This is a genomic window from Paenibacillus sp. B2(2019) (genome assembly GCF_008370385.1).
GTDB lineage: Bacteria > Bacillota > Bacilli > Paenibacillales > Paenibacillaceae > Paenibacillus_AQ.
The window spans coordinates 52,118-67,800 of the sequence record NZ_VTZR01000021.1; the positions used below are offsets into that span (position 1 = coordinate 52,118).

10 protein-coding genes are annotated in these 15,683 nt (G+C 45.0%); 7 read left to right on the forward strand and 3 right to left on the reverse strand.

Annotation, left to right across the window (positions count from 1 at the left end; translation table 11 throughout):
- Window positions 1–48: 48 nt before the first annotated feature.
- Window positions 49–2,013: a glycoside hydrolase family 127 protein gene (locus PAENI_RS19445; protein ID WP_149646413.1), complete on the forward strand. Its 1,965-nt coding sequence runs from the start codon at window positions 49–51 to the stop codon at window positions 2,011–2,013.
- An 18-nt stretch (window positions 2,014–2,031) separates the two neighbouring features.
- Here the strand turns inward: PAENI_RS19445 and PAENI_RS19450 are convergent, their stop codons facing one another.
- Window positions 2,032–2,922, reverse strand: coding sequence for an AraC family transcriptional regulator (locus PAENI_RS19450; RefSeq protein ID WP_149646414.1), 891 nt, complete (start codon window positions 2,920–2,922; stop codon window positions 2,032–2,034).
- 127 nt (window positions 2,923–3,049) lie between these two features.
- Between PAENI_RS19450 and yicI the strand changes: the two genes are divergently transcribed.
- Together yicI and PAENI_RS19460 are read left to right on the forward strand one after the other, a co-directional pair.
- Window positions 3,050–5,371: an alpha-xylosidase gene (yicI, locus tag PAENI_RS19455; protein ID WP_149646415.1), complete on the forward strand. Its 2,322-nt coding sequence runs from the start codon at window positions 3,050–3,052 to the stop codon at window positions 5,369–5,371.
- A 124-nt stretch (window positions 5,372–5,495) separates the two neighbouring features.
- The gene (locus PAENI_RS19460) at window positions 5,496–6,662 is read left to right on the forward strand and encodes an SGNH/GDSL hydrolase family protein (RefSeq protein ID WP_149646416.1); all 1,167 of its coding nucleotides are present in this window, start codon (window positions 5,496–5,498) and stop codon (window positions 6,660–6,662) included.
- 98 nt (window positions 6,663–6,760) lie between these two features.
- Here PAENI_RS19460 and PAENI_RS19465 read toward each other — a convergent pair whose 3' ends face one another.
- Both PAENI_RS19465 and PAENI_RS19470 read right to left on the reverse strand, forming a co-directional pair.
- Window positions 6,761–8,422 carry a helix-turn-helix domain-containing protein gene (locus tag PAENI_RS19465; RefSeq protein ID WP_149646417.1) on the reverse strand — a complete coding sequence of 554 codons (1,662 nt, stop codon included), beginning with the start codon at window positions 8,420–8,422 and terminating at the stop codon, window positions 6,761–6,763.
- On the reverse strand, window positions 8,419–10,212 hold the full coding sequence (locus PAENI_RS19470) for a cache domain-containing sensor histidine kinase (RefSeq protein WP_262495658.1): 1,794 nt from the start codon (window positions 10,210–10,212) through the stop codon (window positions 8,419–8,421). The genes PAENI_RS19465 and PAENI_RS19470 overlap by 4 nt, the downstream gene beginning before the upstream one ends.
- 163 nt (window positions 10,213–10,375) lie before the next feature.
- Here PAENI_RS19470 and PAENI_RS19475 point away from each other — a divergent pair, with 163 nt between their 5' ends.
- The 4 genes from PAENI_RS19475 to PAENI_RS19490 all read left to right on the forward strand — a co-directional run bounded on the left by PAENI_RS19475 (window position 10,376) and on the right by PAENI_RS19490 (window position 15,575).
- Window positions 10,376–11,257: a carbohydrate ABC transporter permease gene (locus PAENI_RS19475; protein WP_149646419.1), complete on the forward strand. Its 882-nt coding sequence runs from the start codon at window positions 10,376–10,378 to the stop codon at window positions 11,255–11,257.
- On the forward strand, window positions 11,257–12,090 hold the full coding sequence (locus PAENI_RS19480; RefSeq protein WP_042185063.1) for a carbohydrate ABC transporter permease: 834 nt from the start codon (window positions 11,257–11,259) through the stop codon (window positions 12,088–12,090). Before PAENI_RS19475 ends, PAENI_RS19480 begins: the two co-directional genes overlap by 1 nt.
- Before the next feature lie 61 nt (window positions 12,091–12,151).
- Complete coding sequence (locus PAENI_RS19485; RefSeq protein ID WP_149646420.1) at window positions 12,152–13,453, forward strand: ABC transporter substrate-binding protein; 1,302 nt, start codon at window positions 12,152–12,154, stop codon at window positions 13,451–13,453.
- Window positions 13,454–13,583: 130 nt separating this feature from the next.
- Complete coding sequence (locus PAENI_RS19490; protein WP_149646421.1) at window positions 13,584–15,575, forward strand: beta-galactosidase; 1,992 nt, start codon at window positions 13,584–13,586, stop codon at window positions 15,573–15,575.
- The last annotated feature ends 108 nt before the right edge of the window (window positions 15,576–15,683 follow it).

Consider the following 15,683-nt stretch of genomic DNA (forward strand, 5'->3'; position numbering starts at 1 on the left):
AGATGTAGTGTGAATTTACACCCTGCAGAGAAGAGAGGAGATTCTAACATGAGTCAGTCAGTTGCAACACACGAGGTAAGGAAAAATCAAATTCAGGACCCGTTCTGGTCAGAATATATTCGTCTAGTGCGTGAGGTTATGGTTCCCTATCAATGGGAGGCGCTGAACGATCGTATACCAGGAGCAGAGCCAAGCCATGCCATTCACAATTTTAAAATCGCCGCTGGACTTGAGCAGGGCGAATTCTATGGCATGGTATTTCAGGACAGCGATGTGGCTAAGTGGTTAGAAGCAGCAGCCTATTTAATAGAGGAAAAACGTGATCCTGTGCTGGAGAAGGTCGTAGACGGTGTTATTGATATTATCGTCAAGGCTCAGCGGGAGGATGGGTATCTTAATACTTATTTCACGCTTAAGGAACCAGGTCGTGAGTGGAGTAATTTGGCGGAATGCCATGAGCTGTACTGTGCAGGGCACATGATTGAAGCTGGGACAGCCTATTATAAGGCAACGGGTAAAAGAAAGCTGCTGGATGCCGTTTCGCGGTTTGCGGATTACATAGATACGGTATTTGGACAGGAGCCAGGGAAACTGAAGGGTTATGATGGGCATCAGGAAATTGAACTGGCTCTCGTCAAACTGTACCATGCCACAGGTAATGAGAAGTATTTGAACCTGAGTCGCTATTTCTTGGATCAGCGGGGGGAGAAACCTCATTATTTTGAGCAGGAGTGGGAGAAGAGGGGAAGAGGATTACATTTTCCTCAATTGTCGATGGTTCACGATCATCAGTACAGTCAGTCTCATCTGCCTGTGAGGGAACAGGGCAAGGCTGAAGGACATGCGGTACGCTTGGTTTATATGTGTACAGCGATGGCAGATATCGCTGCTGAAACCGGGGATGCTGGAATGCTGGCAGCTTGCTGCGAATTATGGGATAACATCGTCAATAAACGAATGTATATCACCGGCGGCATTGGCTCAATGGAGCAAGGAGAATCTTTTACTGCCGATTATGACTTACCAGGTGACTTAGCTTACGCTGAGACTTGTGCATCAGTTGGACTGATATTTTTCGCCAAGCGTATGCTGCGTCTTCACCAAGACTCCAAATATGCAGATGTGATGGAGAGGGCGTTATACAATACCGTAATTAGCGGGATGTCACTGGACGGGACGAAATTCTTCTACGTGAATCCGCTGGAGGTCTATCCGGAGGTACTTGGTAAAAATAAAAATTATAACCATGTGAAGGCCGAACGTCAGGGGTGGTTCAGCTGTGCTTGTTGCCCTCCGAACGTCTCTCGCCTACTCGCTTCGCTCGGACAGTATGTCTATACCGTTCAAGATGCTTCTATCTATGTGCAGCTTTACATTGGCGGGCAGCTGGAAGCCGTAATAAACGGGGCATCGGTTAGGATTGAGCAACAGTCTCTATACATCTCTGAAGGAAAATCCAGATTTATTATCACTCCTGAACAGACCAGTGAGTTCACGCTCGCACTTCGTATGCCGGAATGGTGCGACCAAGCTGAGGTTACAGTGGATGGAGGGAACAAGACTTATTTTGCAGGAGATAAGAATGGTTATATCGAGCTGACTCGTGAATGGAAACCCGGAGAAGAGGTTGAAATCTCATTCTCTATGCCGGTCCAGATTATGAAGAGTCATCCGCAAGTCAGACAGACGTTTAGCAAAGTCGCACTGCAGCGCGGGCCGTTCGTATATTGCATGGAGCAGGTGGATAACGGTAAAGGTTTGTATCAGCTTCAGCTTCCACGGAAGACGGAGTTTACGATCTCAGAACAGATGGGCTCCCCAGGAGGCGTGAAAGTGATTCGGGCAGCCGGACAGCGTATGAAACCCACGGAGGAATGGGCGGATGAACTATACCGCAGTGATTCTCTCTGGAGCATGGAACAGGTGAGTTTGAAATTTATTCCCTACTTCACCTGGGCCAACCGCGGGGTTGGTGAGATGACAGTTTGGATTCAAGAAGCGACCGATGAATAGAAGTTGAACAGCAAGATGTCAACGGGCCCCCTTTCTAAACTCCGAAGGCGAGCATTTCATTGCTCTGCGAAACACTTTAATAAAATAACTCACATTATCAAATCCGACCTCGAATGCGATGTCGGATATTTTTCTGTCGCTTTGTTGCAGTAGATCGGCGGCTTGGCGAATTCGGTAAGAGTTAATGTAATCCACTGGAGTCTTTCGGGTCATTTCTTTGAAAAAACGGCAGAACTGTCCTTCGCTCATAGGAATCAGCTCAGAGAGATCACGGGTTCGAATCGGCTCCTGATAGTTATCCTGAATATAGAGAATAATCTTTTTAAGACGATTGATCTTAGTAGTATCAGCATCATCCAGTTGGCTACGGTTTACAAAACGATCTTCTGGAGCAATCTGCGAGAGCATGATGAGTAGTGTGCCTTTAATAAAAGCTTCATACCCGGGAGATTGCGCAGTGTAGGCGTCCATCATACGCTCTAAGTGTCGCAGAAGTTCTTGTTGCCATTGCACGGCCGGCGTAAGGTGGCGAGGAAAGCTTTGTCTTTTCTCCTGAAGGGGTAAGATGGTGTTCTGCTGGATTGCATCATATTGGGCACTAGCTAGAAGATCAGGGAGAAACACGAGCGCGCAGAATCTGCAGGGAGTGTCCTCGTTCAGTACATAGGCGGCATGAATATCACCGGACTCGATAAATACAGCTTCACCAGCTTTAAGTGGGAAATATTCGGTGTCTACCTGAAACAGAATTTCTCCTTCTAGCAGCATAAAAAACTCCGCTTCTTCATGCCAATGCGTATCGAGGACATGTGTGCCAGCCGGCAATTCTATCCAATAAGCTGCAAGTGGAAACATGCTATCACCATGCACTCTGTCTTCTTTTAGCAAACTCTGGGTTGTACGGTCCATAAATGCCACTCCTTCCGGGTATAACATCAAAATAGTGTTATAAATGAGCTATATAGTATTAGTTTTGTTCATTTTTTATCGGTATAATGCAACTATAAACACCAAATTGAAAGGTGGCAAGTACACAATGAAATTTACTGATGGTCTCTGGCTGGTGCGTGATGGTATCACGATTAACGGCGCAGTTCAAAATTATGTTGTAGAAAAGACTCCAGAAGGATTAACAGCAATTACTCAAACGACTCCAATCACAGGACGTTCAGCAACGCTGAATTCAACCCTGCTTACTGTTAAATTTCATTCCCCGCTTCCAGGTGTGGTAGGGGTTAAGATTATTCATCATGATGGCGTACAAGAACGCGGTCCAGTATTCGAACTCACGAAAGGTACTGGAGATCATGTTAAGATTGAAGAAAACGATTCCGAGACTGTGCTGGTCAGCGGCGGACTGCGTGTAGTGATTCGCAAAGGCCAACAATGGGCTGTGGATTTCTATCGTGGAGACGAGAGAATTACAGGTAGCGGTTTCAAGTCCATGGCTTATATCACGGATCAAGACGGCAACACGTATATGCGTGAAGAACTGGATCTCGGTGTAGGTGAATTCGTATATGGTTTGGGTGAGCGTTTTACCGCTTTTGTAAAGAATGGACAGACCGTAGATCTTTGGAACAAAGACGGTGGTACTAGCTCCGAGCAAGCTTATAAGAATGTTCCTTTCTATGTAAGCAGCAAAGGCTATGGCGTATTTGTTAACCACCCTGAGTTGGTTTCTTATGAGATCGCTTCGGAAAAAGTGAAAAAAGCGCAATTCAGCGTAGCTGGAGAAAGCTTAGAATACTTCGTGATTGATGGTCCTACCATCAAAGAAGTTATCAGCAACTACACATCACTTACTGGCAAACCGGCACTTCCTCCAGCTTGGACATTCGGCCTGTGGCTGACGACTTCTTTCACTACCGACTACGATGAAGCAACCGTAAACTCCTTCGTAGATGGTATGGCAGAGCGCGATCTACCACTGAGCGTATTCCACTTCGATTGTTTCTGGATGCGTGAATATCAATGGACCGATTTCCAGTGGGATGAGCGCGTATTCCCTGACCCAGTAGGCATGCTGAAACGCCTGAAAGATAAAGGGCTGAAGATCTGCGTATGGATCAACTCTTATATCGGGCAACGTTCCCGCTTGTTTGAAGAAGGCAAGAAAAATGGTTATCTGCTCAAAAAACCTAACGGTGACGTTTATCAATGTGATTTGTGGCAAGCAGGTATGGCACTGGTGGACTTCACCAACCCTGCGGCTTGTGAATGGTATGCCGGCTACCTGCGTGATTTGGTAGATATGGGCGTAGATAGCTTCAAGACAGATTTCGGCGAGCGTATTCCTACAGATGTAGTTTACTTCGACGGATCTGATCCGATGAAAATGCACAACTACTACACTCAATTGTACAACAAGGTTGTATTTGAAGTGCTAGAAGAGAAGCTTGGTAAAAATGAAGCGGCATTGTTCGCACGTTCTGCAACTGCCGGTGGTCAACAGTTCCCAGTTCACTGGGGCGGTGACTGCTACGCAGATTATGAATCCATGGCAGAGAGCCTTCGCGGTGGATTGTCTCTAGGATTGTCTGGTTTCGGTTTCTGGAGTCATGATATCGGTGGCTTTGAGAACACGGCTCCGGCACATGTATTTAAACGCTGGTTGGCGTTTGGACTATTGTCCAGTCACAGCCGTCTGCATGGTAGCACTTCGTACCGTGTGCCTTGGGCTTATGATGATGAAGCTTGTGATGTTACCCGTTTCTTCACCAAACTCAAATGTAGCTTGATGCCTTATCTGTATGATGTAGCAGGACAGGCTCATGAACATGGCTGGGCTTCTATGCGGGCTATGGTTATGGAATTCCCGGAAGATCCTACTTGCGAAGTGTTGGATCGTCAATACATGCTAGGTGAATCCTTGCTTGTAGCCCCAATCTTCCAAGAAAACGGCGAGGCGAAGTACTACTTGCCGGCTGGTCGCTGGACTCACTTGCTTACTGGTGAAACCGTACAAGGTGGATCATGGCGCAAAGAGAAATATGATTTCTTTAGCCTGCCACTATTCGTTCGCCAGAATTCCTTGCTGGCAATCGGCAGTGTGGATAACAAACCGGATTACGACTATGCGAATGGCGTTAAATTCGGCTTATATTCACTTGAAGATGGCACTACGACTTCTGCAACCGTTCGTGATCTCAAAGGTACTCCTGAATTGACTGTGAAGGCTGACCGTAAAGGCAGTACGGTAACAGTTACTGCGGAAGGTAGCGGTAAAGAATTCTCGCTTTCACTTAAAGATCTGGGAGCTATCGCTTCTGTAGAAGGTGCAGAGCAAGTAGATGAAACTACAGTAAAAGTAAACGCAGGTGCAAAAACCGTATCGTTTACGATTACATTGAAATAAGATTGTTTCTTAAAGCATATTGATATAGCCATTACCTCTCTTGTAAACTGGGTGGACGATCTGTTCCCTTGGTTTATTGGAGAGGTTTTAGTGTTACAATCTTACTGAATAACGGGGGAATGTTATGGATACTAATTTAACAAAGGGAAGTGGAGTATTGAACCAGACGGAATATACCTCAGCAACGGTTCTTTCAACTGCAGCGAATTTTATAATGAATAGGCAAGAACCGTTTACGCATACCTTCCGGACTTATATTCGTTTAAGGGAAAATGGTACGTTGAAGTTAAAGTTCTGGCATAGCAACGCGGTGGATTCTACATGGGATCAAGGGCAAGAAGCTGTAGGCAGTGAACCTGGAGGCGACTGGGTTATCGAGACAGCTTATATCGCTGACGGAGGAACAGAACCAGACGGAACGATAACTGAAAATACACAGCATGCGCTTACCTTTGAGGGCAAAGCCTCAAAAACCGTTGCGGCTGGCGTATGTTTCTGGAGTGATGAGACAAGCATTGTTCTACCGGAGGGTCATTACTTGGCGTTTACGTGGACGATTAAGACACTCACTGCAGGTAAATCGATTCCTTTCAATGTTGAAGGGATGCTGGTTTCAGCTTATGACGCGCCCGGAAATCTTGCCGCACAACAATCAGCGGATGGTTTTACAGCGTCTGATAATCTTTTGGTACTGCCAAGCTTCATTGGGTATAAGAAATCTGTTACCAAGAAACTAGTATTCTTGGGGGATTCGATTACTCAAGGTGTGCGGACATTAAAGGATGAGTACGAATATTGGGTCGCGAGAATTGCGGAAGGCCTTGGCACGGATATTGGTGTATGGAATCTTGGCTCTGGCTGGGCTAGAGCTTATGATGTCGCCGCGGATGGTCCATGGCTAAACAAAACTAAGCAAAGTGATGAAGTGATGATCGTACTCGGAGTAAATGATATTGATATTGGTTGCCGTTCGGCGGACGAGCTTCTTGGTGACTTGCAGACCATTATTTCTAAGATCAAGGGGGCAAATGCTGAAGCAAATATTATTCTAAGTACGGTGCCACCGTTCAATTTTCAGGGTGAAAGAGAAGAAACTTGGCGCAAGGTGAATCGTGAGATTTTGTCTAATCCGCCTATAGGTGTGAGCCGGGTGTTTGATATAGCAAGCCTATTGTCATTGCCAGCACCAGACGATCACCGGATCAGACCAGAGTTTATGAGTGGAACAGACGACCCGCATCCGAACGGCATAGCCGGTAAGACGGTTGCGGACGCCTTTTTAAAAATATAAGAAAATATAAGTTTCACGCTATACATTATCTTTATATTTCTACGAGAAACGGTTGTCTTCCATAAAGGAGACAACCGTTTCTCGTAGCGTGGTATTAATTAAATTTTAAACTGGTTTCGATAGTCCTTGGGTGATACACCAACCTGTTTCTTGAATACCTTGCTAAAATACTTCACATCATGAAACCCCACCATTTCGGAAATTTGCGACAGCTTTAGACGAGGGTTCTGCATAAGCAATTTAGCTTTATCTATCCGGACGTTAACGATGAAATCGGAGAAATTAATGCCGTATTCCTGTTTGAATCGGCGTGAAATATATTCGCGGCTAACAAAGAACTTTCCGGCAATCTCCTGCAAGGATAGATCAGAGGCATAATTAAGTTCGATATATTTCACGATATCATGCATAGGATTGCTTTCTTTAGCTTGTTTAGCGGCTATCACTTCTGATATTCGCTCCATCAGATCAAATGACCAGTCACGCCAAGCAAATAAGGAGAACGAGTAACCATTCGTATAAGGAGCTGGGTGAAGCTGGTCGGCCTGTTCTAACTCGGCTAGTGCGCTATCGGCATCAGGACCTAACGTTTCCCGTACCAACTGGGAACGAAATAAGAGTGCATCATTCTTCCACGAGTTTAGAATCTCCGGTGTAACAATTCCGCATCGGCTAAGCTCGTCCACCCAGTGCTGTGCTGCCGCGGACAATACATCAGTGCTTCCGCTGATGACCGCCATTTTCCAATCTTCCTTCACATGTGCGAAGATCGTCGGCGATGCATGTCCTTGAATTTCTGTCTTTGCGGTTTCATTGCGCTCTTTAAACTCTTCGGAGGAAGTAGAAAAATGGCAGTAATCCTCATGAATTAATAAATTTCTACGCTGTAAGGCCTCAGCCACCTCTGCACGCTGATAAGATAATTGCTTAGGCAGGCTGCCGATGCAGCTAATTCCGAAATGCATTCGGACCTGCAAAGTAGAGTAGATACCCTGATTAATTCTCCCTATAAGCTCGACAACAGACGTTTGGATATCCCATAGAATGATGGCAATCTCCGAAGGACCTCCCCAGTAACGAAAAGCCACACCCTTACGCTGACCTTGCAAAAATTCATTACAAATATTGACGATAGCGTAGTTCAGGAGTCCGGTGTCTCCTCCAAAACGGTTAAGTAGGAGATTATTTCCTGTATCTGTCTGCACCAGTATTAGGCGCGAAGAGAGGACGTTTTCCGGGATAATGCCATCGCTTCGCAACCTTCGAAGAGATAATTCCGAGTTGATCGGATCATCGATTAGCGCGGATAGCAGTTTTTCTCCGTAGATGGGCTTGAACTCATTAAGCTGAATGTTCTGCTTCTGTCGTTCTCTACGGTCAGCTTCCTCTGAACGCCAAGCAGCCACTGCCTTAGCGATTGCTACATTGATTGCCTCCGCTTCAATGGGCTTAAGGATATAATCAATTCCACCATGACGAACAGTCTGGCGCACGAACTCGAAATCATTATGTCCGCTGACCACAATGAATTTGATGTTGCCGGCAAATTCGTTAACCCATGTCATTAATTCTACGCCATTACCGGATTCCATCATCATGTCCATAATGACCAAGGCTGGTTTCGCTTGCCGAATGATCTCAATAGCTTCATTTCCGTTTCCGGCTTCCAGAATTTCATCTATTTGATGTGCGTCCCAGTCGACAAGAAGTCTAACAGCTTTTCTAACTCTCGCCTCGTCATCAACAATTAACGCCTTCATATCGTCTCACGCTCCGCTATAATGTCTATTTCCAGTCTTACCACCACTCCACCTGCTCTGAGGTTGTCCACCGTCAAGATGGCGCTATCTCCGCATACGAGCTTGAGCCGAGCCAGAACGTTCGGCAGACCAATACCAGATCCTGTAGCTTCCTTGTCTTGCTCTGTATTTCTTAATAAATCTATATCTGTTCTAGTGGAATGTTGAAGCTTCTGCCGCAAAAGATCCAGTTTCGCTGAAGGAATAGCATTTCCGTTGTTTTGAATACAGATTTCCATTCGCTTGTCGCCCAATTTGGCCGCGGTGATCTCAACAAATCCGTCTGAGCGGGAATGGTTAAAACCGTGTTTGAAATAGTTTTCTACAATAGGCTGCAGAATCATCTTAGGCATAAATGTCTCTAAAAGAGCTTCCTCCATATCGTAACGGAAACTGAATTTATTTTCAAAACGTTCCTTCTGTAGTTCGATGTAAGCTTTGACATGATCCAGTTCATCCTTAACCGTGACAATCTTCTCCTCATTGTACATGCTGTAGCGCATCATTTTCGCTAGTGCAGAAAGAAGAGAGTAGATTTGGGGTACTTTAAGCTCCAAGGCAAGCGTACCGATGATCTGCAAGGTGTTGTTAAGGAAATGCGGATTGATTTGCGCTTGCAAAGCCCGCAATTCATTCGTTTTATTAGTTAATTCCAGCTTGTATTCTCTCAGGATCAGATTGTTGATCGTATCCATCATACTGCGGAACCGTTCTGTAACGACACCGATCTCGTCTTTGCCCATGGGGCGGATATCGATATCAAGCTTCCCGGTCTGGACCTGATTCATATAGCGGGTCAACTGCTTAATCGGGGCGGTGATTCGAAAAGAGATTAGGATCGTTAGCGTTGTAATTGTAATCAGCAGCAGGACCATCAGTGCTATATTGATCGTTGCCGCCTCATTGGCTTCTCGGAAAAGATAAGATACGGGAATCTGCTTCACCAGCGTCCAATTTAACCCTGGACCTTCGATATTCTGGTAAATAAACATAGCTTTGTCCTCTTCAAAGTATCCTTGTGAGCTTTGCTTGTCCCTGATATTCGTATCGTACCAAGCTGCATTCAGTTTCTTGCCGTATTCTTCACTATTGTCCCCGTAGACAATGTTTCCGTTGCCATCCAGCAGCCAGATTTTCTCCTGCTTCTGATCATATAACTGACTGATGATGTCGGTTAGAGCCGTTAGCTTGACATCAATCGACAGGTAGCCAAGCGCTTTTGTGGTAGGGACTCTTTCGATTCTTCTGTGTAAGGTAAAGACTGGCTCCGGTATAAATTGCGGGATCGGTGCCGTTAGGCCGTAGCTATGACTTAAATGCGTACTCTGTAAGGATACCGCAGAATCGGTAGTGATCTTGGAGTCTGAATAAGGTGGAACACCCTGCCAACGTTTCGGTGTATTTTGGGTGAGCAGAGTGGCTTTGCTGTCCTTGACACCGTATAAATAGACCTGAGATATGTCAGGCATAGATGATGAAATGTAATTTAGAGAAGAATAAATTCGTGCATTTGCTAGCATATCCTCGTATCCAGCTTCGAGAGATCTGTAGAATTCTGAATCTGAATAGACGATAAGGGAGAGTCGATTGATTTCCTGAATCAGACTTTCAATGTTTCTAGTACCTTGAAAGAGAAGGTTCGTATTCTCATCTACTGCTCTTGTTCTTAAGGATTGAGTACTAAAGTGGTAGCTTATAAACATCGTGGCCATAATACAAATTAGTGTTGGAAGTAGGATGAAAACGATCATTTTTGTGCGAATCGTGTTCCATTTCATCGAAATTTGTCACATCCGATCAATATTTTACACCTGAAAGATCACTTCCGTAGGTGTGAGGTGCGCTCAAAAAAACAGATAATATGTGTATAAAGCATAAACAAGTAAGTGAGCAAAAGAAAGGGGGGGACAATAAATGCGCGGCACTAAGTTGTCCCAGTTAGGTCAACAGGTATTCTTCGTTGGTCCTGCAGTTTTGTTTTTTACCTTAATAACGATTATCCCATTTATCATGGGGATGTATTACTCCTTCACAGACTGGAACGGTGTATCCGGTAATGTAAGTTGGGTCGGATTTCAAAACTTCTCCACTATATTTACGAATGACCCCGACTTCTGGTCTTCCTTTTGGTTTACCGTAAGATTTACTGTGTTAGGTGTAATTTTGACTAATGTGGTAGGGTTTTTCCTAGCTTATCTGTTAACGAAACCATTAAAGACACGTAACATGCTTCGGACGATCTTCTTTATGCCGAACGTTATTGGGGGATTGTTGCTCGGGTTCATCTGGCAATTTATCTTCATCAAAGGGTTCGCAACAATGGGAGAACTCACAGGCTGGTCGTTCTTTAATCTTCCTTGGCTGGGTGATGCAACAACCGGCTTCTGGGCGATTGTAATGGTTTTTGTTTGGCAGTCTTCCGGTTATCTGATGGTTATCTACATCGCTTCTCTCAGTAACGTATCGAAAGAAGTCCTGGAAGCGGCTGATATTGATGGTGCCTCTCGTTGGCAGGTACTACGCAACATTGTAGTTCCATTAATAATGCCTGCTGTAACTATTGGTTTGTTCTTGGCCATTTCTTGGTCCTTCAAAATGTTCGACCTTAACCTTTCCTTAACGAAAGGTGGACCGTTCAAATCTACTGAATCGGTTGCTATGAATATTTACAATGAAGCCTTCCTGAACAATCGTTACGGTCTGGGTACTGCTAAAGCGCTGCTGTTCTTCGTTATTGTGGCGATTATCACCCTGATTCAAGTCCGTATTACGAAGAGCAAGGAGGTAGAAGCTTAATGAACGCCAAGACAAAAAGCAGATGGAATATCGGCGTGGAAGTGTTGATGATTCTTCTGGCCCTGCTCTTCCTGTCTCCATTTTATTTCTTGCTAGCAAACTCAGTGAAATCCTTCGGTGAAATTCTGAGTGATGCTGCAAGCTGGCCACAGACATTTATGTGGTCGAACTATACAAGTGCTTGGAAATTGGCACGTTTCGGTGAAGCTTTCCGAAATTCGGTTATCATAACGGTTATCAGTGTTATTCTAATCTCTCTGTTTAGTGCGATGGCTTCTTATCGTATGGTTCGGGCGAATACGAAATTTAATCAGTTTTTGTTACTGTTGTTCGTAGCCGCAATGGTTGTTCCGTTTCAAACGATCATGATTCCAATCTTGAAAGTTGTAAATGTAATGGGAGTAAACAACTCCTTCCTAGGTCTGATCATTACGAATCTAGGGATCAGTGTTCCAATGGCAATCTTTCTATTCCACGGCTTTATCAAGTCCGTTCCGCTTGAAATTGAAGAGGCGGCTACTGTTGATGGATGTAATCCGATTACCGTATTCTTCCGCATAGTACTTCCTTTGCTGAAGCCAATGGTAATGACAACGATCGTGCTTAATGCACTTGGGATATGGAATGACTATCTGCTGCCTTCCTTGATTCTTCAGGCACCAGAACTTCGGACCATTCCGCTGGCGACCTTCTCCTTCTTTGGTCAATACACCAAACAATGGGATATGGCGCTTCCGGCTCTCGTAATCGGGATTGCTCCAATTATCATTTTCTATCTGTTCATGCAGCGTTACATTGTTGAGGGAATAGCGGCTGGCTCGGTGAAAGGTTAACACCGAGCCCTCCGTTCCAAATATTTCATAAGTAGTCCACTATCTTAAGGGGGAAAATATAATGAATAAGAAACGCTCGGCAGTTGCACTTTCGGCAGTAATGGCTATGAGTTTAGCATTAACAGCATGCGGTGGAGGCAATAACGCTTCTAGTAACTCACAAAATGGAAGCGCTGGCACAGATAAAGGTGAAGTAAAGACGGTTAAGATCTTTCAATTCAAAACTGAAATCGTTGAAGGTCTTAATGAGCTTAAGGTTGAATTTGAAAAAGAACACCCTAACATCAAGCTGGATATTCAAACCGTTGGTGGTGGTGCCGATTACGCTGCAGCACTGAAGACTAAGTTTGCTTCCGGCGACGCGCCTGACATTTTCTCAAATGGTGGATATGCTGAAATGGAGCTTTGGGGAGATAAGATGGAAGATCTGTCCGATCAACCTTGGGTGAAAGATCTGATTCCTATGGCAGCAGAGCCAATGACTAAAGACGGTAAAGTGTACGGTATGCCAATGAACCTTGAAGGAATTGGTTTTGTATATAACAAAGACCTGTTCGAAAAAGCAGGCATCACTGAAACTCCTAAAACATTGTCACAACTAGAAGATGCAGCTAAGAAATTGCAAGCGATTGGCGTAACTCCTTTTGGTAATGCGTATCAAGAATGGTGGCTCCTTGGTAACCAAGGGATCAGCGTAGCATTTGCTCAACAAGATGATGTAAATGGCTTCATTAAGAGCTTGAATGACGGTACGGGTACAATCGTAGGTAACAAAGTGTTTGAAGATTGGAGCAACTTGCTCAACTTGACTTTGAAATACGGACAAAAAAATCCGTTGACTACAGATGCTAACACTCACTTGGCTATGTTTGCTAAAGGTGAAACTGCAATGATGCAAGAAGGTAACTGGGCACAAACCCTTGTTGATAACATTACACCTGACATGAACATCGGTATGTTCCCTATGCCAATCAATGAAGATGCTGAAAAGAATGACAAAATGACTGTAGGTATTCCTGCAAACCTTGTTATCAACAAAGATTCCGGATCTAAAGAAGAAGCTAAAACATTCTTGAACTGGTTGGTAACTTCAGATATGGGTAAAGAGTACATCGTTAAAAAATGGAAATTCATCCCTGCTTTGTCCACCATCGAAGCAACTCCTGAAGATATCGGTAAGCTTGGATCTGACGTATGGAACTATGTAAAAGAAGACAAAGTGTATGGTTTGCAATCCTCTAAATTCCCTGATGGTGTAACTCAAGAATTTGCTAGTGTGATTCAACAGATGATCGCTGGCAAGGTTGATGTTAATGGCTGGATAACAGGCATGCAAGCAGCTTGGGACAAGCTTAAGAAATAAGTGAAGCTCGTTCATAAAGAAGATTAAAATGGACTAGTGGTTAACAAAGGCGTTCTCCGTATACCTCATCATTATGAGACGGGGAGCGCCTTTTATTTTGATGATAACAAGATAGGGGGAGAGGGCGCCGATGAAACGTTATGATCTTATTCAGATGGGTGTGGACTATTACCCGGAGCACTGGGAAGAATCCATGTGGGAACCGGATATCAGATTAATGAAGGAAACAGGTGTCAAGGTAGTTCGAGTCGCCGAGTTTGCATGGAGCCGGTTAGAGCCTACGGAGGGGAACTACCAGTTCGGGTGGCTGGACCGGGCGCTGGATCTTTTTCATAAGTATGGACTACAGGTTGTGATTGGTACGCCCACAGCTACACCTCCTAGATGGTTAACTACGAAATTTCCTGACGTGCTGCCGGTATTTGCGAAGGGAGAGACCTTTCATCCGGGGGTACGCGGACACCGCTGCTATAACAGTGCATCTTTGCGCGAATACGGAAGTCGTATCACGCAGCGACTTGCGGAGCACTATAGTGAATACCCGGCCGTTATTGGTTGGCAGACTGATAATGAATTCGGGATGTTAGATTGTCATTGTGATGCTTGTAATATAGCGTTTCGCACTTGGGTGAAAGCCAAATATGGCAGCCTTGATCGGGTGAATGCAGAGTGGGGAACGGTTGTGTGGAGTGGAGAATATAGCGATTGGAATGAGCTTACTGTTCCAATGGGCGGATCACCACATCAGAATCCATCATTCCTGCTAGATTATCAGCGGTTTCAGTGGGATTCGGTGGTAGCATTCCAGAAGACCCAGATTGATATTTTGCGGTCTGTTTGTCCGCAGCATTTTATCACTCATAACTTTCATAGCTATCCGCAGCGTCTGGATATGTACGCAGTCGGTGCTGATCTGGATGTCGCTGCATTTGACTATTATCCGAATACTTCTCCAACCAAGCAAGCGACAACACCATATAGCGGAGCACTTTCACTAGATGTAACCCGTGGTATTAAACGTCAAAACTTTTGGATCATGGAGCAGCTAAGTGGTTCACCAGGTTGTTGGATGCCGATGTGGAGAACGCCGTATCCTGGGATGATTCGTGCTTATGCGTGGCAGACGATAGCCAGAGGTGCGGATACCGTCGTTCATTTCCGCTGGCGTAGTGCAGTCGCGGGAGCAGAGCAATTCTGGCACGGACTGATTGATCACAGCAATGTCCCAGGACGAAGGTTTGCGGAGTTCACTCAGTTATGCCATGAGGTTAATACACTCGGGGAGAAGCTAACTGGAACGACGCTAAAGAATGAAGTAGCTATACTCCATTCTCATGAAGAGAAAGCAGCGCTGGATATTCAGCCTCAGGCTGAAGGATTCGATTATTATGAGAATATTAAACAGATACACCGTGCGGTGACGAAGCTCGGTATGGGTTGCGATGTTATCGATCTTAGACAATCGCTGGATGGTTATAAAGTAGTGATTGCTCCGAATTTATATTTGCTGGATGAGGAGATCGTACGTAGTTTGGAGGATTTTGCACTAGCTGGCGGAACTTTGCTTATTACCAATCGAAGTGGCGTGAAAACTACAAATAACATCGCAGTCATGCAGCCACTACCGGGGCTACTGAGCTATTGCACAGGGGTTGAAGTGCTGGAGTATGATCCAATAGGTGCTGAAACCCATAAGGTCGTTGATGCTGAGGGGAACCAATATGAATGCACGCAGTGGTGCGACATCCTGAGACCTGTTGTGGCATGGCCGATTGCGTGGTATGGCGATGATTTCTATAGTGGAACTCCGGCTGTAACCGTCAATGCTTTTGGAAAAGGTCAGGTTTATTACTTTGGGACTCATATGGAAGAGAGATTCTGGTCAGTTTTATTGGAGCGCCTTTCCAAACAGCAGGGGCTGTTTAGATTTGAGGGTTTGCCGGATGGAGTACAGACCTCTGTGCGTTCGGGAGATCAAGGAAGCTTCTTATTCTTGCTTAATTTGAGCCGGGAGTCTGTGACGATCCCGTTGCCACAGGCGTATAACAGTCTGCTGAATCAATCGATTTGTTCAGGAGAGCTGCAGCTTGAGCCGTATGGTGTGGAAATTCTGGAGATGTAAAAGATTCTAAGTAATTGCTGATGGGGAGAGGGCTTTATCTCCTTGGGGGTTAACCCTTGGGATTGAGATTGAGATGAGATTTGTGATATGTGATTGTGATTGCACTCT

What these genes read in the sequence shown, in the direction of transcription:
- PAENI_RS19480 (WP_042185063.1), top strand. Translation starts at nt 11,257, where the DNA reads ATGAACGCCAAGACAAAAAGCAGATGGAATATCGGCGTGGAAGTGTTG.
- PAENI_RS19490 (WP_149646421.1), top strand. Translation starts at nt 13,584, where the DNA reads ATGAAACGTTATGATCTTATTCAGATGGGTGTGGACTATTACCCGGAG.
- PAENI_RS19485 (WP_149646420.1), top strand. Translation starts at nt 12,152, where the DNA reads ATGAATAAGAAACGCTCGGCAGTTGCACTTTCGGCAGTAATGGCTATG.
- PAENI_RS19465 (WP_149646417.1), bottom strand. Translation starts at nt 8,422, where the DNA reads ATGAAGGCGTTAATTGTTGATGACGAGGCGAGAGTTAGAAAAGCTGTT.
- PAENI_RS19470 (WP_262495658.1), bottom strand. Translation starts at nt 10,212, where the DNA reads ATGATCGTTTTCATCCTACTTCCAACACTAATTTGTATTATGGCCACG.
- PAENI_RS19445 (WP_149646413.1), top strand. Translation starts at nt 49, where the DNA reads ATGAGTCAGTCAGTTGCAACACACGAGGTAAGGAAAAATCAAATTCAG.
- PAENI_RS19475 (WP_149646419.1), top strand. Translation starts at nt 10,376, where the DNA reads ATGCGCGGCACTAAGTTGTCCCAGTTAGGTCAACAGGTATTCTTCGTT.
- yicI (WP_149646415.1), top strand. Translation starts at nt 3,050, where the DNA reads ATGAAATTTACTGATGGTCTCTGGCTGGTGCGTGATGGTATCACGATT.
- PAENI_RS19450 (WP_149646414.1), bottom strand. Translation starts at nt 2,922, where the DNA reads ATGGACCGTACAACCCAGAGTTTGCTAAAAGAAGACAGAGTGCATGGT.
- PAENI_RS19460 (WP_149646416.1), top strand. Translation starts at nt 5,496, where the DNA reads ATGGATACTAATTTAACAAAGGGAAGTGGAGTATTGAACCAGACGGAA.